This window comes from Actinomadura macra NBRC 14102 (genome assembly GCF_001552215.1).
Lineage (GTDB): Bacteria > Actinomycetota > Actinomycetes > Streptosporangiales > Streptosporangiaceae > Spirillospora > Spirillospora macra.
The window spans coordinates 1-22,436 of the sequence record NZ_BCQT01000037.1 but is presented as its reverse complement, the minus strand read 5'-3'; the positions used below and the strand labels follow the sequence as shown (position 1 = coordinate 22,436).

Annotated in this window: 29 protein-coding genes; 8 read left to right on the top strand and 21 right to left on the bottom strand. The window is 69.8% G+C overall.

Annotation, left to right across the window (positions count from 1 at the left end):
* Nucleotides 1-68: 68 nt before the first annotated feature.
* The 5 genes from AMA02S_RS42640 (at nucleotide 69) to AMA02S_RS39205 (ending at nucleotide 2,732) form a co-directional block, all read left to right on the top strand.
* The gene (locus AMA02S_RS42640) at nucleotides 69-245 is read left to right on the top strand and encodes a hypothetical protein (RefSeq protein WP_157431145.1); all 177 of its coding nucleotides are present in this window, start codon (nucleotides 69-71) and stop codon (nucleotides 243-245) included.
* Nucleotides 246-326: 81 nt separating this feature from the next.
* A complete protein-coding gene (locus AMA02S_RS39220; RefSeq protein ID WP_067470038.1) occupies nucleotides 327-1,205 on the top strand; it encodes a helix-turn-helix domain-containing protein in 879 nt (292 codons plus the stop codon).
* A gap of 56 nt (nucleotides 1,206-1,261) precedes the next feature.
* Nucleotides 1,262-2,011 (top strand): DUF6879 family protein, encoded by a 750-nt coding sequence (locus tag AMA02S_RS39215; protein WP_245668035.1) that lies wholly within the window; start codon nucleotides 1,262-1,264, stop codon nucleotides 2,009-2,011.
* A gap of 149 nt (nucleotides 2,012-2,160) precedes the next feature.
* Nucleotides 2,161-2,490, top strand: coding sequence for a hypothetical protein (locus tag AMA02S_RS39210; protein ID WP_157431144.1), 330 nt, complete (start codon nucleotides 2,161-2,163; stop codon nucleotides 2,488-2,490).
* Entirely contained in the window at nucleotides 2,487-2,732 is a 246-nt protein-coding gene (locus tag AMA02S_RS39205; RefSeq protein WP_067470035.1) for a hypothetical protein, read from the top strand. The genes AMA02S_RS39210 and AMA02S_RS39205 overlap by 4 nt, the downstream gene beginning before the upstream one ends.
* A 179-nt stretch (nucleotides 2,733-2,911) precedes the next feature.
* Here the strand turns inward: AMA02S_RS39205 and AMA02S_RS39200 are convergent, their stop codons facing one another.
* From AMA02S_RS39200 to AMA02S_RS43760, 17 genes are all read right to left on the bottom strand, one after another.
* Nucleotides 2,912-3,169: a hypothetical protein gene (locus AMA02S_RS39200; RefSeq protein WP_067470034.1), complete on the bottom strand. Its 258-nt coding sequence runs from the start codon at nucleotides 3,167-3,169 to the stop codon at nucleotides 2,912-2,914.
* 56 nt (nucleotides 3,170-3,225) lie between these two features.
* Complete coding sequence (locus tag AMA02S_RS39195) at nucleotides 3,226-3,963, bottom strand: peptidoglycan-binding protein (protein ID WP_067470031.1); 738 nt, start codon at nucleotides 3,961-3,963, stop codon at nucleotides 3,226-3,228.
* Nucleotides 3,963-4,085 carry a hypothetical protein gene (locus AMA02S_RS44825; RefSeq protein WP_281181964.1) on the bottom strand — a complete coding sequence of 41 codons (123 nt, stop codon included), beginning with the start codon at nucleotides 4,083-4,085 and terminating at the stop codon, nucleotides 3,963-3,965. The genes AMA02S_RS39195 and AMA02S_RS44825 overlap by 1 nt, the downstream gene beginning before the upstream one ends.
* A 7-nt stretch (nucleotides 4,086-4,092) precedes the next feature.
* The gene (locus tag AMA02S_RS39190; protein WP_067470030.1) at nucleotides 4,093-4,437 is read right to left on the bottom strand and encodes a hypothetical protein; all 345 of its coding nucleotides are present in this window, start codon (nucleotides 4,435-4,437) and stop codon (nucleotides 4,093-4,095) included.
* On the bottom strand, nucleotides 4,437-4,955 hold the full coding sequence (locus AMA02S_RS39185) for a hypothetical protein (RefSeq protein ID WP_067470028.1): 519 nt from the start codon (nucleotides 4,953-4,955) through the stop codon (nucleotides 4,437-4,439). Before AMA02S_RS39185 ends, AMA02S_RS39190 begins: the two co-directional genes overlap by 1 nt.
* A gap of 12 nt (nucleotides 4,956-4,967) precedes the next feature.
* On the bottom strand, nucleotides 4,968-8,315 hold the full coding sequence (locus AMA02S_RS39180) for a hypothetical protein (protein ID WP_067470025.1): 3,348 nt from the start codon (nucleotides 8,313-8,315) through the stop codon (nucleotides 4,968-4,970).
* A gap of 16 nt (nucleotides 8,316-8,331) precedes the next feature.
* Nucleotides 8,332-10,455, bottom strand: a complete 2,124-nt coding sequence (locus AMA02S_RS39175; RefSeq protein ID WP_218005289.1) for a hypothetical protein — start codon at nucleotides 10,453-10,455, stop codon at nucleotides 8,332-8,334.
* Between the two features lie 388 nt (nucleotides 10,456-10,843).
* A complete protein-coding gene (locus AMA02S_RS39170) occupies nucleotides 10,844-11,407 on the bottom strand; it encodes a DUF7426 family protein (protein ID WP_067470020.1) in 564 nt (187 codons plus the stop codon).
* A 21-nt stretch (nucleotides 11,408-11,428) separates the two neighbouring features.
* The gene (locus AMA02S_RS39165) at nucleotides 11,429-12,157 is read right to left on the bottom strand and encodes a phage tail tube protein (protein ID WP_067470018.1); all 729 of its coding nucleotides are present in this window, start codon (nucleotides 12,155-12,157) and stop codon (nucleotides 11,429-11,431) included.
* A 14-nt stretch (nucleotides 12,158-12,171) separates the two neighbouring features.
* The gene (locus tag AMA02S_RS39160) at nucleotides 12,172-12,621 is read right to left on the bottom strand and encodes a minor capsid protein (RefSeq protein WP_067470016.1); all 450 of its coding nucleotides are present in this window, start codon (nucleotides 12,619-12,621) and stop codon (nucleotides 12,172-12,174) included.
* Nucleotides 12,621-12,977: a hypothetical protein gene (locus AMA02S_RS39155; protein WP_067470010.1), complete on the bottom strand. Its 357-nt coding sequence runs from the start codon at nucleotides 12,975-12,977 to the stop codon at nucleotides 12,621-12,623. Before AMA02S_RS39155 ends, AMA02S_RS39160 begins: the two co-directional genes overlap by 1 nt.
* Nucleotides 12,978-12,986: 9 nt before the next feature.
* Nucleotides 12,987-13,319: a hypothetical protein gene (locus AMA02S_RS39150; protein WP_084266065.1), complete on the bottom strand. Its 333-nt coding sequence runs from the start codon at nucleotides 13,317-13,319 to the stop codon at nucleotides 12,987-12,989.
* Nucleotides 13,319-13,720: a hypothetical protein gene (locus AMA02S_RS39145; protein WP_067470041.1), complete on the bottom strand. Its 402-nt coding sequence runs from the start codon at nucleotides 13,718-13,720 to the stop codon at nucleotides 13,319-13,321. The genes AMA02S_RS39150 and AMA02S_RS39145 overlap by 1 nt, the downstream gene beginning before the upstream one ends.
* Nucleotides 13,721-13,723: 3 nt before the next feature.
* Complete coding sequence (locus AMA02S_RS39140; protein WP_067470007.1) at nucleotides 13,724-14,020, bottom strand: hypothetical protein; 297 nt, start codon at nucleotides 14,018-14,020, stop codon at nucleotides 13,724-13,726.
* A complete protein-coding gene (locus tag AMA02S_RS39135; protein ID WP_067470005.1) occupies nucleotides 14,020-14,382 on the bottom strand; it encodes a hypothetical protein in 363 nt (120 codons plus the stop codon). Before AMA02S_RS39135 ends, AMA02S_RS39140 begins: the two co-directional genes overlap by 1 nt.
* Nucleotides 14,383-14,399: 17 nt before the next feature.
* Complete coding sequence (locus tag AMA02S_RS39130) at nucleotides 14,400-15,245, bottom strand: phage major capsid protein (protein ID WP_067470003.1); 846 nt, start codon at nucleotides 15,243-15,245, stop codon at nucleotides 14,400-14,402.
* A gap of 33 nt (nucleotides 15,246-15,278) precedes the next feature.
* Nucleotides 15,279-15,899 carry a hypothetical protein gene (locus AMA02S_RS43760; protein ID WP_218005288.1) on the bottom strand — a complete coding sequence of 207 codons (621 nt, stop codon included), beginning with the start codon at nucleotides 15,897-15,899 and terminating at the stop codon, nucleotides 15,279-15,281.
* A gap of 145 nt (nucleotides 15,900-16,044) precedes the next feature.
* Here AMA02S_RS43760 and AMA02S_RS39120 point away from each other — a divergent pair, with 145 nt between their 5' ends.
* The 3 genes from AMA02S_RS39120 (at nucleotide 16,045) to AMA02S_RS39110 (ending at nucleotide 17,588) form a co-directional block, all read left to right on the top strand.
* A complete protein-coding gene (locus tag AMA02S_RS39120) occupies nucleotides 16,045-16,740 on the top strand; it encodes a hypothetical protein (RefSeq protein ID WP_157431143.1) in 696 nt (231 codons plus the stop codon).
* 143 nt (nucleotides 16,741-16,883) lie between these two features.
* Nucleotides 16,884-17,129: a hypothetical protein gene (locus AMA02S_RS39115; RefSeq protein ID WP_084266063.1), complete on the top strand. Its 246-nt coding sequence runs from the start codon at nucleotides 16,884-16,886 to the stop codon at nucleotides 17,127-17,129.
* A gap of 90 nt (nucleotides 17,130-17,219) precedes the next feature.
* Entirely contained in the window at nucleotides 17,220-17,588 is a 369-nt protein-coding gene (locus tag AMA02S_RS39110; protein WP_067469996.1) for a hypothetical protein, read from the top strand.
* A 23-nt stretch (nucleotides 17,589-17,611) separates the two neighbouring features.
* Here AMA02S_RS39110 and AMA02S_RS39105 read toward each other — a convergent pair whose 3' ends face one another.
* The 4 genes from AMA02S_RS39105 to AMA02S_RS39090 all read right to left on the bottom strand — a co-directional run.
* Nucleotides 17,612-17,818, bottom strand: a complete 207-nt coding sequence (locus tag AMA02S_RS39105; protein ID WP_067469994.1) for an Rmf/CrpP fold protein — start codon at nucleotides 17,816-17,818, stop codon at nucleotides 17,612-17,614.
* Nucleotides 17,815-19,758 (bottom strand): phage minor capsid protein, encoded by a 1,944-nt coding sequence (locus AMA02S_RS42635; protein WP_067469992.1) that lies wholly within the window; start codon nucleotides 19,756-19,758, stop codon nucleotides 17,815-17,817. Before AMA02S_RS42635 ends, AMA02S_RS39105 begins: the two co-directional genes overlap by 4 nt.
* 6 nt (nucleotides 19,759-19,764) lie before the next feature.
* Complete coding sequence (locus tag AMA02S_RS39095) at nucleotides 19,765-21,414, bottom strand: phage portal protein (RefSeq protein WP_067469991.1); 1,650 nt, start codon at nucleotides 21,412-21,414, stop codon at nucleotides 19,765-19,767.
* Nucleotides 21,415-21,497: 83 nt separating this feature from the next.
* On the bottom strand, nucleotides 21,498-22,436 hold a 939-nt coding region (locus AMA02S_RS39090), incomplete at its 5' end, for a terminase large subunit domain-containing protein (RefSeq protein ID WP_067469988.1).

Sequence of the window (22,436 nt, the reverse complement as noted above, 5' to 3'; positions counted from 1 at the left end):
TGACGACTCACTCATAGCACAAACACTCCCCTCATCAGCAGTAACTCGATCAGGAGAGCGTAGCGAGGATGCCGCGCAAAGGACGGAACCCGCAGGTCAACGGCTACTTGTACTACTACGACGAGCCTCGTCCGGCGCCCGGCATCAGCTGGCGGCTGCTCCACGACCTGTGTAGCGTGACCGCGTGGTGCCTCCGCCTAGCCGCACTGGTAGTCCTATGGGACCTATGGGCGACATGGCATTGACGACGAGAACGCCGCACAGGATCCGGCAATCCGCGGCAAAACCCGTGCCCCGACCGGGTCGCCTGGATAGAACCTGGTGTCATGCCCGCCCCCATCTCGTCATCGGCACAGGCCGCCCGGCAACGCCTCGCCGATCAGCTCAAGGAGATCCGGGAGGACGCCGGGCTGACCGGCCGCGAACTCGCGCGCCGCGCCGGATGGTCGGCCGGGGTCTCCAAGGTGTCCCGGATCGAGCACGGACACCGGCCCATCTCCGCGGAGGACCTGCGCACCTGGTGTGAGGCGTGCGAGGTCTCACCGGAACGCGCTGCTGAGCTGCTCTCCGAACTCCGCGCCGTCGCGAACATGTGGGCGACCCATCACCAACTGAACCGGGGCGGCTTGAAGGCGCGCCAGGAGAAGATCCGCGACAAGTACTGGCGGGTGAAGCTGCATCGCGTCTACCAGACGAAGTACATCCCGGGCCTGCTCCAGACGCGGGCGCTGACCGAGCACTACCTGACGACTGCCCGGCTCGAACAGCACCTCGACCTTGACGACGTCGCCCAGGCGGTCGACTCCCGCATGGAGAGGCAGCGCTGCCTGAACCGCCCGGATGCCCGCTGGCTGTTCGTCATCGAGGAGGACGTGCTGTGGTACCGGCCTGCCTCCGACGCGGTTCACATCGAACAACTCCGCTACCTCATGGAGGCCATGGGGCGCCCGACCGTGTCCCTCGGGGTGATCCCCCGGGGTATCGCACGCAACGGCGTGAACCCCGAAGAGTCCTTCACCATGTCGATCCTGCCCGACTCTGTGGTGGTTGCAGTCGAACTCGTCTCGGGCACGCTGACACTCACTCAGCCGTACGAGACGAGTATGTACGCCGAGGCGTGGACAAGGCTGTTCGACCTGGCGGTTCACGGCGAGCGGGTAAGGGAATTGATCCGGGCGCCGCTGGCCGCGCTGGAGCACACTTGACGAGCCGTCTCGCTTTGGACGGGTCGGCGGGCCGTCTGTAGACCTGGAGGCTGACCATGGGTGACATCGACTTCATCGGCTCGGACCCCGACTCGCAGGACGAGCGCTGTCCGGCGGTGTTCCGCGCCCCCGACACCGGAGACTTCTATCAGCAGGGGCGGGTGGTTACCGATCCGGAGATCCTCAAGAGCCTTGGCGGGCACGTCGCGCTCGCCGCGGACGAGGCGGTGATCTGGCAGCCCGCTCGCATGGCCGACATGCTCGCCGAGGCCGCCACCGGCTCCTACGAGCAGGGTAGGGCCGGCCACGGCGTCCCGGCGTTCGATGAACTGCTCGCCGGAACGAGGCGGTCGGCCGTCCACCTGGAGATGCGCGACTCGTACGGCGACTCCGAGGGGTTCGAGGACTGGAAGGCTGGCGGGTTCGGACGCACCGACCGTTCCCGCTGGATCGGTCTGGTGAAGGACGCGACCGCGCGGGGCGTGCGGATGCGGCGGGCCCGGATCGTGTCCGAACCTGTGAGCGACTACATCCGCTGGGAGCACATTGTCACCGACGTGAACATCGACGCCGGTGAGGAAGTCCGGTGGCTACCCAGGCGGCAGACGTGGGACCTGATGTTGCCAGGTGCGGACTTCTGGATGTTCGACCAGCGGCTCGTACGGTTCCATTTCGATGCGGGCAACGGCAATCCGCTGGAGGAGTACGAGTTCGTGTCGGATCCGCGCCGGGTTGCGCCGGTGGTGGCGGCGTTCGAGATGGTCTGGGAGCGGGCGATCCCACACGAGGAGTACAAGCTGGACTAGCCGTCGAGCAGCGTTGCGGCAAACAGCGGCAAACCCCTGGCCGTGCCGATCCGGCGAGATGGACGCTCTGTGGCATCGGACACAGAGCGGCCCAGAGACGGTGCATCGACACCGGAGATCGAGGGCCCCACCGGATCGGAGGCCCCGCAATGGACAGCCATGGAGCAGGCGAGGCAGGCGCAAGTGGACGCTTCGACGGGACGGAACACCTGCACTCCTACCCGCGGCTCCACATGCTGATGAACGCCTTGCAGGGGCGCCGCTTCGCCGTGGAACTGCGGGCCAGTCCGCTCGCCATCATCGTGACCCGCCCGGACGACCCGACGGGCGCGACTCAGACGATCACGTGCAAGCCACGGGTCACCGACCAGGACCGCATGTGGTTTTTCGACGAGGCCAACGGTGAGCCGATCGCCGAGGCCGAGCACATCGTTGACGCCGCCGTCATCATCGCGGGCCACCTCACCCCCGCGCCGTGAGCGGCACCGAGGAGACCCGCGTCGGCGGCTACATCCTCAAGGGCGGGACCGGCGTGTACCTGCTGCTCGATCCGGAGACCGAGGATCCGCGGGCCACGATCATCTCTCAGGGCGACGGGACGTGGCGTGCCCGGACCTTGGACGGCGAGGCGAAGACGTACGAGCCGCCGGACGATGTCGAGCGGCCCGAGGTATGGGTTGCCGAGCAGTTCGCCCCCGCGGAGGGTACGGAGGACGAATGAGCCGGGGCGGTGCCGCCGTTGGCCGACCGCTGCGGACGGCGTCGCCCCCATCAGACCCGCGGCCCCGGGTTGAGGGCGCGCGCCCGGGGCCGCGGGACCATCACGCGACGAGAAATGCCCCCGCCCCTCCCGTGGTGGGAGGAGCGGGGGCGTGCGCCCGGGGTCTCGGCGCGGCGAGCCTACCGCGAGTAGTACGGCGACCTGCCGACCATCCCCAACGACAACAGGGCCCGTCCGGCGGACGGGTACCGCTGCTCGACCCACCGGCCGATCACGTAGTACGCGAGCTCGACGAGGCCGTTGACGGCGGCGACGAGGACGACCGTCACAGCCTCGGACAGGTGGGCGGGGATGACGACGCCCAGCGCGAGCGCCAGGCCGACGAGGACACCGACGAACTTCGCGACGCCGGTCCGGATGATGGAATCGAGCATCATGCCTCCAGACATGAAGAAACCCCGGCCAACGGTCCGGGGCGTCGACGAGGGGACGGTCAGGTGAGGGGCGCCGTCCAGGCGGCCGCCCAGGTGGCCGGCCCGACAACCCCGTCGACGCCGAGACGCTTCTCGGCCTGGAAGGCGCGGCACACGGTCTCCGAGCCGGGCCCGTACCTGCCGTCCACGTCCAGGTGCCAGCCGCGCGCCCGCATCCGCGCCTGCCAGGTGCGCACGTCGTCACCGAGCATCGTCGGGGGCTGCGTGAGGTACCGGCCCGGCCAGCGCGGCGCGGCCGCTGGGGTGGGGTGGGAGCCCACCGGCGCCGCGTCGTATGCGGGCCGTCCGTACCCGGCGATCACGGACGCGCTCCGCACCCGGCGCCGGCACGCGTCGGAGGTGTTCGCCTCGATCGTCTGGAGCCGACCACCGCCGAGCACACGCTCGACGACGCCGACGTGATCGATAGCTGCGACCGAGTTGGTTGCGTTCCAGTCGAAGAACACGACGTCGCCCGGCTTCGCGCGGTCAACCTCGGCGACGGTGCCGACGTGCCAGCGTCCGGCCTTCTGGAAGTCCTGCGCGTGCCACACGGTGTACGCCCGGTCCCCGCCGGGCAGGACCGCATCGGCATTGCCGGAATGCCTGGCCCAGAAGGTGACCGCCATGTCGCACCACGAGGCGGCGGCGAACTCGTTCCCATGCCGGGCCGCATACTCCCGTGTGATCTTGTTCGGTCGACCCGACATCCCTAGGGACTTACGGGCTTCGGCGAGCATCGCCGCGGCGGTGCCCATCAGGCACCATCCCCGGCGTACACGCCGTCGCTGTCCGGCTTGCCGTACAACTCGGCGAGGACGGACGCCTCGTCGGTCTCGGTCGGGCCCGCTTCCGGGTCCGGAATCTCGATCTCGGCCATGATCCTCCTAGCTGGTGATGATCCCGATGACGGCGATTCCGCCACTGAGCAGAGCCGTAATCGCGGTGATGATCAGACCGGCGACGGTGAGGCGCCGTCGTGCCTGCTCGTCGAGCTGCGCGCGCATCCGCGTCTCGCGCTCGTCTGCCTCCGCGCGGGTCACGGCCGTCCGCTCGACAGCGTCGAGGCGCTCGTCCAGCCGCCGCACATCCGTGGCGAGCTCGTCCAGGCGCCGCGTGCCCTGCTGCTGCTCTTGCAAGACGAGCCGGACATCGCCCTCGATCCGGGCGAGCGCGGTCATCAACTCCCCACGCAACAGCGCGAGCTCGGTGGAGGGCGGGATGTCGGCCATCAGCCGATCCGCTTGACGCGTAGGAGCGATCCGGCGCTCACGCGGGATGCGGTCGCGTTGGTGGTGACTTGGGCCCATTCCAGGCTCAGGGTTCCGGCGCTGACCGTGGTGACGATCGCGGACTCATAGGCGCGCCAAAGGTTGCCTGTCGAGTTCCGGACACCTGAGTAGGGGACCAGCGTGCCGAAGGCGTGCACGCCGTCGCGCATGGCGATGTTGTCGGCGCTGCCCTCCGCCGCGGTCGACCCGGGGCCCAGGATGCTTTTGAGGCCGGACGCCCCGGCGGGCACCGCCCAGCGGGTTTGGATGTCGGCGGTGGTGGTGCCACCGCACAGCAGATCGAATTGCACGAAGAAGACCGCGGAGGCGTCCAGCCCGATCGTCAGCTCCGGATCGGCGGACAGAGTGTTGTTGACGCGGTCGGTGTTCGCGGTCTTGAGGATCTCCTCCTGTTGCATCGACTTGAGTAGTGCCGCGGTGATGCGCTGGCCGGCGGCAATCTGGGGGTAGGTGCTCATCGGCGCCGTCTCCTAGAGGGCGATGGTCGCGGGCTGGGCGAGCCGGATGTCGGTGCCCGCGGCCTGGGCTTTGGCGATGCCGTTGACGGCGCGGGTGACGGTGAGGGCCTGCGGGTTGTGCAGGATGAGGTCGCCGAACTGGAACAGCACGGGCAGGGTGTTGGTGTTGGCGGTCGGCAGGAACGCCTGCACACCCACATCCCCCGACACATACGAGGTGTCGAAGGCGAACAGCTGCCACTCCGGTTCGGTGCCGCCATCGACCCAGGTCTTGCCGTACAGCCGCCCGTCCTGGATGCGGAGCCTCGCGCGGAGCCACTGGTTTGCGGTGACGGTGATCCCGGCGACGACCCGCTCGGCAGCCAGCACCGTGAAGCTCGGGGCGCCCTTCTCCAGCTGCGCGCGGACGGTCCCGTCGGTGTACAGCCCGACCCGGTAGGCGTACCAGGTGAACGCGGTCCGGTCGAAGTTCGCCAGGAGGTAGAAGTAGATCGCCGATCCGGTGATCGGCGCGACCGGGGTCCGGAGCGTGACCTCCATGTCGACGCCGTCGGTGGGCTGGGCGAGCCCGGCGACGTCGGCGACGTTGCGCGACGGAATGCTCACCTGCCCGATCGAGGAGCCCACCGAGTAGTGGGAGGCGGTGCCGTACACCGTCCATGCCTGCCCGCCCGGCGCGCTGCCCCATCCGTTGGACACCGTACGGGCGAAGGTGTCGTTGACGCCGTCGGCGACCGCGGTGACGCCGACGACCTCGCCTCCCAGCCGCAGGTCCATCGGGAGTTCTGCGGGTGCGGTGGTCCAGTAGGGGCCTTTGCGGGTGGCGACCATGAGGCCCGTCGCGCCGGAAGCCGCAGGGTTGACCAGGGCCGAGCCGGCCGTATCGGCTCGGCCGAGCGTGGCGTCGTCGGCGACGGCAACCCGCCAGGGCGAGCCGGGGACGGTGTTGTACTCGATCCACCACCGGCGGGTCTCGATCGTCTCGGTGTACCCGTCGGCGAGCAGATCCACCGTGCCAGGTGGTTCCCAAGCGGGCAGGCCGGTGAGGTGGATACGCGAGCGGATGTCGGCGGCGACCACGTCCGGGGCGAGTTCGGGATGCTTGTGCAGCTTCAACCGGGCGACCGGATACCGCGCCTCGTCGACCGTACCGAGGTGGGCGCGCCATCCAGCCTGCGGCAAGAGCTGGTCGTCGTCGGCCACCGACAAGGTGACCTGCTCGCTGTAGATACCGACACCGTTGGGCGGGGCCTGAGTGGACAGCGGCCCCTCGTCGACGGTGACGCGCGCCGAGGAGCCGCCAGATCGTTCGACGGTGACATCGTTGCGGGTGCCCTGGTCGTCTTCATCCGGCTCCAGCGGCGCGGCGAGCTGGTCGTGATAGTCCAGGACGAGGGCGGGTGCGGTGTTGTAGTCGGCGGCCCGGGCCCGCATCACCAGGCCGAGGGCGTCTCTGCGCTCGTACAGAACGGCGGCGTCGACCTCCGCGCATTCGCCCAGCAGTTCCAGGAGTTCTAGGGGCTGCTGCGGCCCCATGGGTTCGGTGCCGGCGGGGTCACCGACCAGTCCGGCGGGGACGCCCTCCTCGCCGGTGAGCCGCACGAAACGTGCGCCGGCGGTCTCGCCGACGTGACCGCGGCCGGCGGGGATCATCAGGTCGGTGTAGAAGAGTGACCAGGCCGCCAGGTTGGTGACCAGCAGATGCGACACCGACCCCGAGTATTGCAAGCCGGGGGTGAGGTTGGTGTTCACGCCGATGGTGGTCGGCGGTGTGGTGAGGTCGCCGACGGCGATGTCGTTGATCTCGTTGACGCCGTCGACGTAGACGTGAGCGCCGGTGCCGGTCCCGTCGTCCTTCCCGACGATGACGACCTGGACGGGGCCGCGGCCGCGCAGGTCGGTGGTGCCACCGACGCTGATGACGATGGTGTTATCGTCGCGGGCCGCCTCCAGGAGCAGTTTCCCGCCGATGGCCTGCCCGGTGTACAGGTCCCATCGGGTGGCGATCGGAGAGCCGGGGGTGCGCCATTGCACAACCGGTGAAACCGTGTCGGTGCCCATGTCGGCGGGGAGATCGAGCCACCACACGATGACCCAGTCGTTGGTGGCCGGTGCGGGGGTGCGGCCGTACAGCCCACCCCGGTCGTCGAAGGTGGCGCCGCCGGCGGTGCCACCGGACGGTTCGCCGGTGAAGCTGACCGGGCCGACGACCCGCAACGGCGCCACGGTGGGGATTGCGGATGCGGCCTGGGTGGAGCCGGGTGCGTCCTCAAGGGGCCAGTAGGCGGTGGCGGGGAACTGCTGCTGAAGGTTGGTGATCGCCCGGTAGAGCGCGCTGCGGAGCGGTTTGGCGCCTTGGCCGAGGCGACGCATGATCCCAGCCGCCTCGATCTGGACCCATACGTTGGTGCCGGAGGTGTCCCAGCGGATCGGCCAGGCGGGGACCTCGCCGTAGAAGCGGACGTCCCGGTCGGTGATCTGGGCGTCGCCGTTGACCGTCCAGGTACGGCCCGACCCGTCGGTGAACGACGTCGTCCCCGCGGGCTGGGCAGAGAAGTCCGGGCCTGCGACGACGGTGCCGCCGATACCGTTGCGCAGCTCGGCGGCGACGTAGCGGCCGGTGACCGAATCGCCGAGGGCGGCGCCGACCGCCAGCGGCGACGTGGAATTGAAGATGGATGTCGTGCCGGCTTGCACGAGGGTGGCGCCGAGTTGGGTCCAGGTCCCGCCGATGGACGGCGCGGTGTGGAACGTGATCGTCCTGCCGGCGGCGCCGTTGTTGACGTCGATGGTTGCGCGGACCGCCAGGCGCCCCACGGCGGGGACCGGGACGGTGGAGCGGGCCGAGAGCAGATTCGCGCCGTCGGTCGACCAGTACAGCGTCAGCGCGCCGGAGTCCTCCAACCACAGCACCCACGAGCGCTGGTTGCCGACCTCGGCATATTTGCCGATCAGGCCGCCGCTGTTGAGGGCCCAGCCGAGGTGGGCCTCTACCCGCACGTCTAGATCGCCGGTGATGTCCAGGCTGGCGTGGTCGGGGGTGGTGGCGGTCGCGGTCAGCGAGTCGGGTGGGATGACCAGGCCGACCAGCCCGCACCCGGCCACCACGCGCAGTGGGGTGTTGCGGCCGATCAGCCCGTAGTAGGGGCCCAAGGGGTTGCGGGGGCTGTACCGCCCGTCCCGGTTGTCGATGGTCAGGGTGCAGGTTGCGGGGTCCGCGCGGGCGCCCTCGTCCTGGCGGCCGCGGGTGATGGTGATCGGGTCCTCGGTGAAGACGTGCCCGGCGGCCTTGATGTCGACCCAGGTGTCACCGAGCTTGAGCTCGACGGCGATGTCGAGAGGGTCGTCGGGGAACGGCACAGGTACCTCCTGGGCGTCAGGCTCGGGTAGCCCGGATGGTGGTTCTGGCGGTACCGAAGGTGAGCTGTACGTCGCCGCGCCCGTCGGTGCGGACGATCCGCCGAATCAGCTTCTTGACGTCGCCGGACGCGTTGGACAGGTCGACGATCAACCGGACCGGTTGGGGGGCGCGGGTGTCGCGCGTGGTCGCCGACGAACGCACCGACGTGCGCGCGGTGGTGGCGGAGGACATGACGGTGCCGCCGCGCGCTGCCGCGTGCCCAAGCGCCGTGGTCGCCTTGGACACGATCCCGGTGTTCTGCGTGATGCCGAGCGCCATTCCACGCACGACCTGCTTGCCGTACCCCTGAAAAAGTCGCGACGGCGAATGGATGCCGAGGACCCGCAGAACGGGCCCAGGGACGATGCGTTTGATGAGGTTGCCGATGGATCGGGACAGCCATCCCGCCATGGAAACCAGACCATTCCACAGCCCGATCAACAACGATTTCCCGGCGTTGACGAGTAGGTGGCCCATGTCGCCGACGGCGGACAGGACGCGCCTAGGTAGGCTGGTCAGCCAGCCGGTCACGGCGTGGATCCCGGACGACACCGCGCCCGGCAGGGACTTGGTAAAAAAGTGTTTGATCTTGTCCCAGTGGGCGATAATCAGCCCGACGGGCCCAAAGAACCCGTATTTGGCACCGTTCTTGATCAGGGTGACAATAAAGTCGAAACCCTTTTTCAGGTACTTCGGGAGCGTGTCGACGAAGAATTTCTTGATCTGGTCCCAATACTTGATGATCAGGAACACGGCGACACCGGCGGCGGCGACGACCAGCGCGACAGGCCAGAACGCGATAAGCCACTGAGCGGCCATGATCGCCGCCGAGATCACCGCGCGGCCGGCCATCATCAACCACTGACCGGCGACCCGCGCCCCCGCCATCGCCATAGCCCCGGCCATCCGGGCGCCCGCGGCGACCACCGTCACCGCGGCCCGGCCAGCCGAGACCGCCATCCGACCCGACGCCACCGCCATCCGGCCCGCCGCACGCCCAGCCGCGGAGGCGCCGCGGCCGATACCACGCCCGGCCGTCGTGAACGCCGAGCCGATCCGGCGCGCGGACCGGCGCGTCACCGAATCAGCGTCGCGAAGATGCCGGACGATGCCCCGCGCGCCCCGCCCCACACCCTTGCCGACCGTCGCGCCTGCCTTGCCGACCGTCCACAGCCCTTTCGCGAGCGGACCAACCTTTCCGGCGATGACCCCGATGACGACCGCCCACGCCAGGAACTGTGACGCGGTGTCCTGCGAGGGACCCGGCAACGCCTGGATGAGCTGGACGGCCAGACCGAGCGGCCCGACCAGCAGCGGCAGAATCGTCGCCAGATCGGCGGCGGTGTGGTTGATCAGCGCGAAGAATTGGGCGATCTTCTCCTGACCTTCGGCCGACTGTGACCACGCCAGCATCCCGGCCGTGACCTGCTCGATCGTGGCCAGCAACCCGCCGTTCGAGCCTGCCCCCGCGTTGCGGAAGATGGCGCCGATGGTCAGGACGACGTTCCGGCCGATCCGGCCCATGGTCTTCAGGGTGTTCACGGCGTTGTTGAGCCAGCGGGTAGCCTGCCCGCCGCGCGCCATCCGCGACAGCCACCCACCGACGCGGGCCATGAGCCGGCCGAGCGCGCCGCCCGCCCGCCCGAACGAGCCGAGCGACGCCCCGGCGAAGTCCCGAATCCCGCGCAGCAGCGGCCTGACGCCCTGGGCCGCGCCGTCGAACCCTCGCGCTATCGCCAGCGACAGCGACCGGATAAACCGCAGCGTCTTCGCCTCACGAGCGAAGCCGAGAACCTGCGCGGCCAGGCGCCCCATGCTCGCGGTGATGGTCGCGATGCCGCGGCCGACCGGGACCCGCAGTTCCCGGCCAAGCCCGCGGGCCTGCCGCTGCATCGGCGCGAAGAACGCCGACTGTGCGGTTCCCTTGAGCCCGACGAGGGCGCCGCCGAGCTCCCGGACCACCGTTCGCGCGGTCGGCGGAAGCTCCTTGAGCTTCTTGTTGAACTCCTCGACATCGCCCTCGACCGCGGCGCCGAGCGACTCGCCGACGCCGTCCAGGGCCAGGCCGAGCGCGATGCCGGCGACCTTCGCGGCGATCATCGCGCCGGGTAGCGCGACGAGGATGCCCGCGGCGGGGGCGAGCGCGACCCCCAGGTGAGCCGCGGACCCGGCGAGGGCGCTGAGCGCGCCGACCTTCCCGACCGCTTGCAGCCCGCCGTGGACACGACCGAGGACCTGTCGGAACTTGGAGTCATCGGCGTTGATGACGGCGACGAGCTCGCCCAGGCGCAGGGCCATGAATCACCCCCGGGCGCTGTGCAGTATCAGGTCATCGGTGTGTCCTTCTCGGGCGGTGTGAGGAGCCGCGCGATGCGCGTGTCAGCAGCGAGCAGACCGGCCAGACGGACCTTCAGCCATCGCCAGGACCGGCGTGCCAGGATCCCGGACTCGACGTCGACGCCGTAGACCTCTGCGAGGTCGGCCTCGATCAGCGGCCACTCGGTGAGGAGCCGGGCCCACGTGACGGATTGCCCGGACGCTGCTTGCCGCGCCCACGGTGACGTGGGTTCGTACCATTCGTAGAGCCCGGTCGCGGGGTCTTTCTCGCCACAGCCTCGGAAGCCCGGCGGGACGCCCGGTTCTGCTGGCGTCCCGTCAGCGCTTCCCCCAACGCATCAGCACCCCCGCCGGAACGCCAGTACTGCTCGGCGGCGTCCTGGTCCTGGAGGACCCACGCCATCACGGTCATCGCCGCGTGCTTGATCGCCGTCCACCCGACCCCATCGGCGCGCATCTGCGCGTAGGCGTCGCCGAGGAGCCGCTCGTACAGGTCGCGTTCGTCGCCGTCGTCGAGGATGTCGGTGTCGATGTCGGCGTCCTCGTCGTCGGAGACGAGCGCGGCGCCGAGCCCGAGCAGCTTCTCGACCATGAGCGCGGTTTCGGCGGTGACGTCCTCGATCCGGTACAGCCGCCCGTCCGGGTGCGCCTTGCTGTTGAGCGGGAGGTCCAGGTGTGCGCCGGCGAGGGCGTCGCCGAGATCCTCGAAAGCCATGGAGGGTTCCCTTTCCCGGGGTTAGGCGTAAAGGAAATCGTCCGCGGAAGTATCCGCAGAGATGCCGTTAGGGGTGGTGACCTTGACCTGCACCGACCCGGCTGTGCGCGCCGGTGCGATAGCGGCGATCTTCGTCGCCGAGACCACCTGGTAGGAGGTCGCCGCAGTTGCGCCGAACGCGACCGCGGACGCGCCGGTGAACGCCGAACCGGTGATGACGACCAGGGTTCCGCCCGCCGTGCCGCCGCCCGCCGGGCTCACACCCGTGACGACCGGAAGCGGGGTCTCGTTCAACGGGTTGGTGATGGCCTCCAGCGGTCCGTCACCGGCGAGCTTGACCGTGACCCGGTCGAGTTCGGCGGCGTCGCCGCCTTCCGGTGTCCAGGTGACCAGCGCCCACCCGCGGCGACCGCTGCCTTTTCCGAACCGGTCGAAATAGCGGACCTGAACCCGGCTGGCAGCGCCGAACGCCTCCGACGCGGCCTCCAACTTCACATGGGTCGGGTGGTAGGCCAGGGTGTCCGGGTCGTACTTGTGGGAGATCTTCGCCTCGACCTCCCACCCCTGAAGGGTCTTCGTTTGCCCCTTCCACCCGTCGGTCTCGTAATCGGTGTCTTCCTTGATCTCCGGCTCCACAGCCGGTTTGAACTCCACCATGCCGAGCACGGTTTGAAAGTCCGGTGCGACGGCGGTGCCCAGGTTGACCTGGAGCCGGTACCGGCGGGTGAGGTCGGTGATTTCATCGGCCATTCGGGGGCCCTCCTTTAGGGGGATCGCAGCGCCGTTATCCGCGACGCCTGGAGGTAGTAGTTATCGACACGCTCGACACGGTCGGCCTGCGTATCGGCCGTGGGCAGGGCGGTGAGTTCCTCGCCGTTGCGGTGGCTGATCTGCGAGACCCACACGCCGCCGAGGTTGAGCCGGACGGCGCCGTCGAGGATGTCGCGGGCGGCGTCCGCGAGGTCGAGGGCGGTACGGGGGTCGCGGCCGGCGCGGGCCCGGACCTGCAACCCGACGGTGACGTCGCCGATGCCGTCCTGCCCCACGGGGTAGGTGTTCAGGGCGATGACGCGGTCAGGGTGCGGCGGCATCTTGCCGAGCACGATCGCGGTCTCAGCGGGAGCGTAGGCGGTGCCGTCCGGCCGCCACGTCCCCACACCGTTGGCGGCCAGGTGCGCGGCCAAGCCGGTCAACAGGCTGGTGTGCCAGCCCATCAGGGGCCGTCCTGCGCGTCGCGGATCTCGGCCGCGATGATCTGCAACATCACCGGACCCTGCTCGTTGAACGGGTCCTCTAGATACTTGGCTTTGCGGCCCGGATCGTGCTGAAGATCCAAATCCTCATGCTGCCGGACGGCATACGGGGTGTCGAAACTGACCGCGGCCTGCAACGCGCTGCTGTCGACGGAGGCGACCCCGGAGCGTTCGAGGGTGCCCTCCTCGATCGGGACCTGTTGCCGGGACTCGCCGAGCAGGTGCTCAGCGGCCTTACGCAACCCCCGCATGGCGGCGGCCCGCTGGACCTCGGTGACCCGTCGACCGTCCCACTCCAGCCGGAAACGTGGCGGCATCCTCGCCCCCTATTCACAGACGATTTCGAGATGCTCGGGCAGCGCCCCGTTACCGGCGCCGTCCCGGCGTTTGGTGACGATGACGAGCGTCACCGCACCGTCGGGCAGGGTGATCCGCGACCGTGCCGGGACGGTGACACCGAGCCGGGTATAGAGCGTGGTCTCCGACACCACCTGTGACCCGTCGGCCGCGCGGACCACCCGTCGCGCGGCGTCGACGAACGCCAGCACCGAGACAGCCGGACCCCAGGTGTCGCCGTAGGCGCCCGACCCGGCGTAGGGCTCAATCGCCACGGTGGGCAGCGCGGGCATGACCTGGGAGAGAACGTCGATGATGTCCATCAGCAGCGCGTAGAGGGTTCGTGGCCGGTCAGCCCGGCCAGCATCAGCACCCGGTAGGCGTCGGCGCACAGGCCCCCGATGGTGGCCTCCTTGGGGGCGGTGCGGTCGGTGCGGCGGGTCAGCTGCGCGGACCCGATCGCGACCTGCCCCCACACACCCGCAGCGCCCTTAGCGTCGCCGCTGTCCAGACGCCACGCGGCCTGCTCAAGGGTCGCCTCACGCAGCGCGGCGACCACCGTGGCGTCGGTGGCGGCGCCGCCCTCGTCGACGTCGTACACCGCGGTGAGGATCTCGGCGTCGACGTCGCGCGACGCCCGATCCAGGACCCGCTGTGCCCCGGCCGGAAGCGCATCCGGGGCCAGGAACGCGGCGAGCTCGGCAGGCGTCGCGTACGACGTCATCACCTATTCTCCGTCCCTGCCGAAACGCTCGATGAGATCGGCCTTGGTGAGGGCCTCGGCGTCATCGGGGCTCATCCGGCGGGACTCGTCGGGGTGCCGGACGGCGTACCCGACCCATTCGGCTTTCACTGCGGACTGCGGAGGCGGCTCGGCGTCCGGCTCGGCGTAGGGGGAACCGTCGGCGTTGACGCGGACGAGATACCCCTTGGTGACCTTCTCGGCCATGACCTCATCCAGGGGGAGGTCCATCGGCCAGACGCCCCCGCCCTCCCCCCGGAAGTAGCCCACTTCGGCCGCCATCAGGTGTTCCTGGGGACCTTGAACGCGGTCACGGTCATCGCCTGCGAGGTCTCGAAGACCAGCGACCCGTCACCCTGGAGGAACCGGCCGGACTCAAAGGGGCCGAGCCACTCGACGCCGTTGGAGCCGAGCGCCTCGACGTAGTCGCCCTGGACCGATGCCAGCGCGGGCGGGTAGGCGCCCTTGATGAGGGTGAAGTTCCCGCCGGTCGCGCCGCACACCACACGCAGGACGGTGGACTCGGGCGCGGCCTTGGCGATCTGGCCGCCGTTGCCCGCGCCCGCGGTGAGCGCGGTGCCTGCCGGGTCGGTCAGGCTGCCGTTGGGGACGAGGTTGCTGTACGGGACGTTGGTGCGTGCCATGGGTCAGGTACCTCCGATCAGGTGCTGGGGTCGGCCAGGACGGTGGCGAGGCAGTCCGGGCGCAGCAGCTTCGCGCCGTAGACGTGCAGCCCGCGGACCCGGTCGGCGAACCGGACTTCCGAGCGCAGCGCCTCGGTCTTGAGGATCTGCTCGGCGAACGACATGGCGGCGGGGACGCCCGCCATGATGACCCGGTTGTCGCTGGTGGGGTTGGGGGTGTTGTTGGACTTGTGGATCACGAACCCGGCCGCCTCACCGACGCGCCCATTGCGGAGGGTCTCGGTGGTGCCGCTGGCGCTGGCGTCGGTGAACCGCTGGTCCTTCTTCAGCAGTCCGTGGAACCACGGCGGGACCACCGTCCAGCGGCCCTCTTCGGGGACGTCGGCCTCGTCGAGCTTGACGCCCAGGTCGACGAGGGTCTCGTACGCCTCGCCGGCGGCGTCGATGACCCGGGCCGCGCCGGCGTCGAGCCGGTTGGCCGATGCGACGCCGGTGTACAGGGATGCCACGTACCGGTCGGCGACGTCGCGCAGCGCGTACGCGCTCTCGTTCATGGCCTCGGGCACGACGTTGGCGCGGGCCTGCGCGGCGTCGACGTCATCGAGGGTGAACGCCCAGTACTTTTCCTGGTCGACGAGCAGGGTCCGCTGGGCGTCCGTCAGTTCCTCGTATGAGATGTCGGCGTTGCGGGAGTAGGTGTTGACGGTTGGGCGGGAGATGCTGGTGATCCGGACCGTGTCACCGGCCGCGCGGATCTCGCCCTCGTAGTTGCGGTTGCACAGCGCGGCGTACACGTGGGAGCGCTTGAGGCTGGTGAGCAGTAGCGCAGACCAGAACTCCGGCCGGAACCGGATGATCGCCATGGGGTTGTCCTTTCTGCCCGGCCGGAGCCGGGGCTACAAGAGGTGGTCGAGCTTTCCGTCCGCGTGGGCCTGGACGATTTCTTCCGGCGTCATGCGGGCGAACTGCTCTTCGGTGATGGGCTGTCCGGCGCCGGTACCGCCCGGGAAGTCCCCGGAACCGCGGCCTGGCGGCGGGGGCGATGGCGGGGCCTGCTGCGCGGCCATCCAAGGGTTCGCCTGGAGCGTCGCCGTTATCACCGCCGCGAGGGCCGGTGTGAATGCGGCGTCGCTGGGGTTGAGTTGCTTGGCCACCTCGGCGAACGCGGTCGAGCCGAGCAGCGCGTGACCGTTGACGCCGAGCCCGTCGGCGGCGGCGAACGCGTGCCGTAGGACGGTCTCGGTGCGGGCGGCGACGCGCCGGTCGGCGTTCTCGCCGCGCAGCGTGGAGATCTCGTCTTGTGCCCACTTGGGCAGGCCGGAGATGTCGCGCGGTTCGGGGGTGGGTGCCTGCGGAGTCGGGGGCGTCGGGGCGGGCGGTGTGGGCGCCGGAGCGGGAGGCGCCGGAGCGGGTTGCTGGGCGGGCGCCGGAGGGGCCGGGGCAGGACCGGGGGGCGCGGGGGTCGGGGGCGGCGAGGGCTGTGGGGCCGGTGCTGCGGGCGGGTTGGGTGTGGTCATGCGGGACCCTCCAGGGTTCTCGCGGGTGTGGTGGCCGGGCGCCTGGCCTGGCCGTTTGGTGTGTCCCGCACGCCGGGCGCGGGAAGTCGAGAAAGACTTGTTCCAGAGGTAGACAACTCTGTGAAGATGCCTTAGTGTTGTGGTCATGGCGAACAACACTAAGGTCAAGGTCTTCAAGGTCCGCGGGTTCACAGATGAGGTGACCGCGTGCCAGATCTGCGGGCGCGAGGAACTCAAGGGCACGGTCGTCCTCCGCGAACTGGACGCGGAGGGCAACGAGTTCACCGAGACCTACGCGGGAACCGGATGCGCCGCCGAGGTCGGCGGGTGGACCCAGCGTGCGGTCAAGGCCGAACTCAAGGCCCTTCAGCAGGCCAAGCGGGACGCTGACCGCGCGGCCCGGGACGCGGAGTGGAGCGCGCGCACCGACCGCGAGACGGCCGAAATGATCGAGTGGGCCGCCGAGGTGTACGGCATCCAGGCCAAGACCCGCGACGAGCTGTTTGAGGCCGTGCGCAGGGCGACCGGGCGGCGGGGGCCGGCGACGGCGCTGATCCTTTTCCGCGAGTACAAGCAGGCCCAGAAGGCGGCCACCAACAGGACGGAGGAGACCGTGAAGAACTGGACCGACATGACCGCGGCGGACTTCTACGCCGACGGCGTCCAGATGGACCTGCTTGCCGGGATCGAGGGGGACGGGTATGGCACCCTCGACCTTCTCGACACCTCGGCCGAGGTCGCGCCGGTCGTCGAGCCGGCCGAGCGGGCCGACGGCGCGCTGTTCGGTTTCACCGACGGCCCCGCCGTCGACGGCGCGCTGTTCTCGGTGGTGGCTGCCTGATGAGCGGCTATCTCATCCCGCCCCCGACCGACCCCGTTCTCCGGCGACACTGGGAACGCGGAGTTGCAGCACAGTCAACGGCGGGCTTGAGTGTGCCCGTGGGAAACAACTCGACTGACAAGCCATCTCGGCCGGCCAGAGTCATGGACAGAGCGGACGTCGGCGCCATGTTCGGCGTGACCGCGCGCGCCGTCGCCCTATGGCAGGACCGGCACACCGACTTCCCCAAGCCGGACATCGAGCTCGGAGCCCGTGAGCTTCCCGGATGGCTGCCCAAGCGCGAGGCGGAGATCAGGGCATGGCATGAGGCGCGGCCGGGGCAGGGGGCACCGGGACGGCCGAAGCCGGGAAGCGGTCGACGCAAGACGGGGGAGGAGAGGGCCAAATAGTGTCGTTCGCCATGTTGACAACACTCTAGAGGGGATCTAGTGTTGTTCTTGTTCGGAACAACACTTTGACAACTCAACAGAGGACGCACCATGGCGCACAACTGCTACCGCTGCGGCGGCAAAGGCCGGATCGACACCTACAGCCACGTTGCGTACGGGATCTGCTTCGCCTGCGGAGGCAACCCGGACGTGCCGCCCCCGCCCCAGCCCCAGCGTTTGACCTACGCAGAGGCGTACGCCAAGCATGGCGAGATCGTTGACGAACTCGTCGCGCTCGGCCGGCTCGAACACCGGCTCGGACCGACCCGCATCGCCGACGAAACGATCGAATGGATTCGCACCGAATACAACGCGGAGACCACCGACCCGGAGTTCCTCCGCTACAGGGCAGACGAAATCCGCCGCCGCCTACGCCTGGGGAGGGCTCCCCTCGCTCGCCTGATGGAATTGGTCAGGTGAGCGGGGCGGGCCCTGCCCGCATCTCAACCGGAGTAGTCGATGGGGAACGGGTCGACCCGGTCATGCCCACGTAGCCACATGCGGGCGCGTGCGCGCGTGACCGGGTCGTCGGTGTCCAGAGGGTACGGGCAGGCGGTCAAGGGCTGCCCGGCGCGGGCGGCGCTCTGGCCCTCCTGATGTGCGCGCAGCAACGCCAGGCCGGCGGCCTTGTCCCCGGGCTGGGCGGTCATGCCAGGAAGTCTCCCCCACCCCGGTCGCGAAGTCTACGCAGCGCGGTGGGATCGTCGGTGAGCATGGCCTTGAACTCGTCGAAGGTGACGCGGCCGTGGGCGTCCCACCAGCCTTTCAGCTCGTCCGACGCCCACCTTCGGGCGCGCGCCTCGTTCCCGGTGAACAGGTCCCGGGGGTCGATGCTGCGGGTGCGGCCCTCGTTGTTGACCATGTAGCCGTTGGTGGCCTCTTCGGCGGCGAGGTACTGCTCGTGGACGTGGTCGCGGTATGCCTGCCGTGCCAGATCCTCGAACCGGTCGCCGGTGTAGCCCTGCGCGCGAAGGTCGGCGATAGCGCGGTCACGGTGCTGCTGCTCGATCGAGATGCCGTACACCTCGGCAACAGCTTCCTCTTCGAGCCAACCCTCGTCCATGAGCTGGTTGAACCGGTCGGCGAGCTCGGCGTCACGCTGCTCGCGGCGGCGGGCGGCGGCCTCACGGTTGGCTGCCCGACGTTCTTCGGCTGCGCGGGTCTCGGCCTCGCGGCGGTCCATCTCGGCGGCCAAGCGCGCGAACTCGTCCGGGTCGTCGGCGAGCGCGGCCATCATCCGCTGTTCCAGGTCCTCGTCAGACAGATCCCGCGGGTTCGGGCCCAAAACGGGCGGCGGCTCAAGGACGGGCTGATCGGGGCCCGGTCGGCGCGTCTCGTCCGCGGGTGGCGGCTCGGGGGCGCGCCGTCCGGCCCGGGATGGTGGCGCCGGGGCGGGCCCTCCGTCGAGGGTCGGCTCGGTCGGCGGTCCGAGGGGTCCGGCGTTGTCGTCGCGGCCGCGCGGGGGGATGTTGCCGGCGCCGATCTGCTCCCGGTAACGCAACCGCTTGAGGTTGGGGTGGGCGGCGAGGTGGTCGCGTAGCGCGGCCTGAGCGGCCCGTACACGGGCGCCCGCGACCCGTTTGGCGTGCGGGGTGAGCGCGCCCTCCTGCTGCTCCTTGGCCGCGCGGATCCGACGCTCAAGAGCACGCTGACGCTGCCGAGCCGTGTCGCCGTCGGGGTCGGCAGTATCGGTCGGGACGCGCGTCACCCCGGGCAGATACGCCGAGACGGAGTGGCGGCAGTTGGGGTGTTGAAACCCGGCGGCGCGCGCCTGGTCCAGGGTGGCGGCCGCGGTCACCGTGACGGTGATCGGGCGGGTCGCGTGCCGGGTCCGCACCTCCAGCGGGCCCGACGTCGTGCGGAGGATCTTCCCTTCCCACGGGCGGCACAGCACGCATTCCTGCGGGGCGTCGGACACGTACACGAGCTCGATCCCCGCGGACGTCAGCCGGTCGACCTGGCCCTGAATGGCGGCCCGTTGGACGTTGGTCCGAGCGGCCATCTCCGCGTACGAGGACAACCGCCAGCGGCGCCCGGCACGGTCGGTGAACCCGGTGATGCCGCGGCGGATCAGCGCGGACCAGATGGACTGTGACGCCTCGCGGCGGGTCTGGGTGCCGGTGACGATCCGGGCGGCGGCGCCCGCCTGCACATCCTTAAAGACGTCGACCACGTTGCGGAGGATGTTGGCCTCGACCCGCCCGAAGTCCTCCAAGAGCGCGCCGGCGAGGGCCTCGACGAAACCGGTCCCGACGACGTTCTCGGCGGCCTGCGCGGCTTCGTCACCGATCCCGGACGCAGGGACGATGCGGCGGGGGACGTCGGCGAGGGCGTTGGTCCAGCCGTGCCGGTACGCGGCGGCCAGGGCTTCGCGGGTGGCGGTGCCGGTGTCGGCTTCGAGGGCGGCGATGATGGCCTGAGCGGACCGGCGAAGCGCGCGGATGTCGGCGAGCCGGGCCTCGGCGCGGGGCGAGTCGAGCCCCTGACGCAGGTGCCGGGCGATGGTGCGGACGAGCGCGGTCTCGGCTTCACGGTAGATGTCGGCGACCATGGCGGCGAGCGCGTCGACCTGGTCGGGGTCGACGGCCATCGCGGGCTATTCCGCGTCGGACGGGCCGTCGGGCGGGCCGTCGTCGTTCAGAGCCCCTTTGCCCTGGCGGAGGGCGTCGGTCATGGCCTGCTCGGCGTCGACCATGCCGGACTCGTCCCGGATCCGCTGGACCTCGCCGGCGACCTTCGGGTCGTCCCAATCAGGGTGGATCTCACGAACGCGGGTCTCGGTGGACGCGGCCTCGCCGCGGGCCCACAGCTCGACGCGTTCGGCGACCTCCTTGGGGTCCTCGGACACCCCGTCCGGCCACGCGATGACGGGCCGCTGCGCCGTCACGCCCTTGGTGCCGAACATCTCGACATCGATGCCCAGGAGCGCCACGGCGAGGTCGACGACACCGGGACCGAAGTACTTGGTTTTCCGGTCCCGGGTGATCAACGAGCGGCGGTGTTTCGCGGCGACCTCGGTTGCGGTCTGCGCGGTGCCCTCGGTGTCAAGCCCGAACGTCGCCGCGGAGTAGCCGGCCGTGGACACGACGGTGGTCTTGAGGTCGGCGATGGTGCGCTGATGCTCGTCTACGCGGATGTCGAACTGCACTTCCTTGATGTCGAGGCGGCCCTCGTCATCGCCCATCACCCGGACGCCCTCGTACACCTCACGGTCAAGGTCGACGCTGGCGCCCTGGCCCTTGCCGTGCGAAGTCATGTACTCGGTCGGCACGATCAGACGAGCCTTGCCCAGTTCCACATCCCGCATCCAGGACGAATAGGTGAGATCCAAACCGTCCATGAGGGCTTCGACGCCGGCGTAGTCGGAGCGGCCGAGCGGCGCCGCGTGCGGGGTGTCCTTCCATACCCGGTTGGGTCGCATGTTGGGGACGTACACGGCGGCGAGCCCGGCGAGTCCGGTGGGGATCTCGTTGCCGTTGACGAGGCGGCGCTCGTCGACCAGCCACGCGGTCTCGGGATAGGCGGCAAAGGGGACAGGCATCCCGAGTTCGTCGTCGGTGCCCTCGTAGACGCCGTGCAAAACTTTGCCGGGTTCGTGGCGCTCCAGGTGCCGGACGACCTTCCGCTTGTCGGTCTTGATGACCCGCCAGAAGGTGACCGCGGTCAGCCGGTTGAACGACCACTCAGGGACTGCGGCGTCCGGGTGCACCGCAGCGATCCACGGCCGATCCGGGACGGTCGCAGCGTCCCAACAAACCCGCAGGAAGACCCCGCCGAGCGCGGCGGCGATCTCGGCGGCCTCCAACAGGGTGGCGTGCGCCCCGTCGTCGAACAGCTCATCCAGGCGGGCCTGTGTCGGGTTGCCGCCGATACCGGTGTCGTTGCTGCTGGTGGTGGGGACGGTGAGGGTCGGTGGTTCGGAAAACAGCAGATCGGCGGAAGCGGCGGCGATGTCGCCGGCGATGGGAACGTGAAGGCGGTTGGAGGGCTGCCCGGAGGCGCTGCGGTTACCCCAAAACCAGCGGCGGACACGGTCGAACACGCGACGCGCGGCACCCTTAGCGCGACCGGTCTCGGAACCGAAGAAGTCGCGGCCGGCGGGGTTGGTGGCGCCGTCACCGGCGTAGATCGCGGCGAGCTGGGCGGGATCGCCCGCATACCAAGCGGCCCACGTCGCGATCTGCTGATTGATCGCTTCGCAGTGCTCGGGCGGCCACGCGGTAGAGCCGCCGTCGGGGAGAGGCATCGGCACCTCCGTTCACATCGGGGTTGCCGGCTCGGCGGCGCCACCCTCCAGGGACGCCGCCGAGCCGGTGCCGGTGGGGGCCGCTACGCGGCGAGGGCGAGATCGGCGGGCAGCATCGGACGCCACGCTGACCGGGTCGTGTGGACGGCGTACCGGAACATGTCCGGGCCGTGGTCGTCGACCTTGAGGGGCTCGTCGCGGCCGGCCTCGGTGGCCTTGTCGTCCCACGAGTACCCGGCGATTTCGCGGATCAGGTCGACGCAGGAGGCGTGCACGCGTAGCGCGTCGAGGGCGAGCAGCGACGACACGGTCCGGATCCCGTCGAGCACGCTGTTATTGCCGAGCCTGGCCGTGACACCGTCGTTGTAGAGCTGCACCCGGAACGACGCGGCCGACGGGTCGACGATCACATACTCCGGCGCCACCCCTACCAAGTCGGTGCCGGGGACGGGGACGGTGGTCAGCCACTCCCGCAGCCGCGCGGAATAGTCCACGTCCGACAGCTGCCGGTGCTGGCGTCGCGAGTCCCACCGCCAATCGCGCGTGAGATAGAGCCGGTGGTCGACGCCCACCCCGAGAACTCCGGCGTGGAACGGGTTGGTCGTCCCGTAGTCGAGCGCGCACGCCAGCCACCGCGTGATCGCGGGCAGCTCGGCGACGACGTGCCGGGCCTCGTCCCACATCGAGTACACCGCGCCCTCGGCGAGAACCCACTCGCCGAGCACGTTCCGGCGGTAGAACAGGCCGACGTTCTCGGCTTTGACCTGCGCGACGTACTCGGGATCGAGGGTGGGGTTGTCCTCCAGTTTGAACGAGAACCGGTGCAGGTTGAGCCGGTCGTCGGCTCCGTAGCGGAGGGTCTCACCGTCGCGGGTGAGGTGCAGGGACGCGCGGGACAGGTAGTCGCGCATCAGCCAATGGTTCGATCCGGCCGGGTTCGTTGTCCCGAACCACGCCGCGCCGCGCACACTCAACCGGGTCAGCAGCATCGCGAACACCGTCTGCGGGTAGGTGGTGACCTC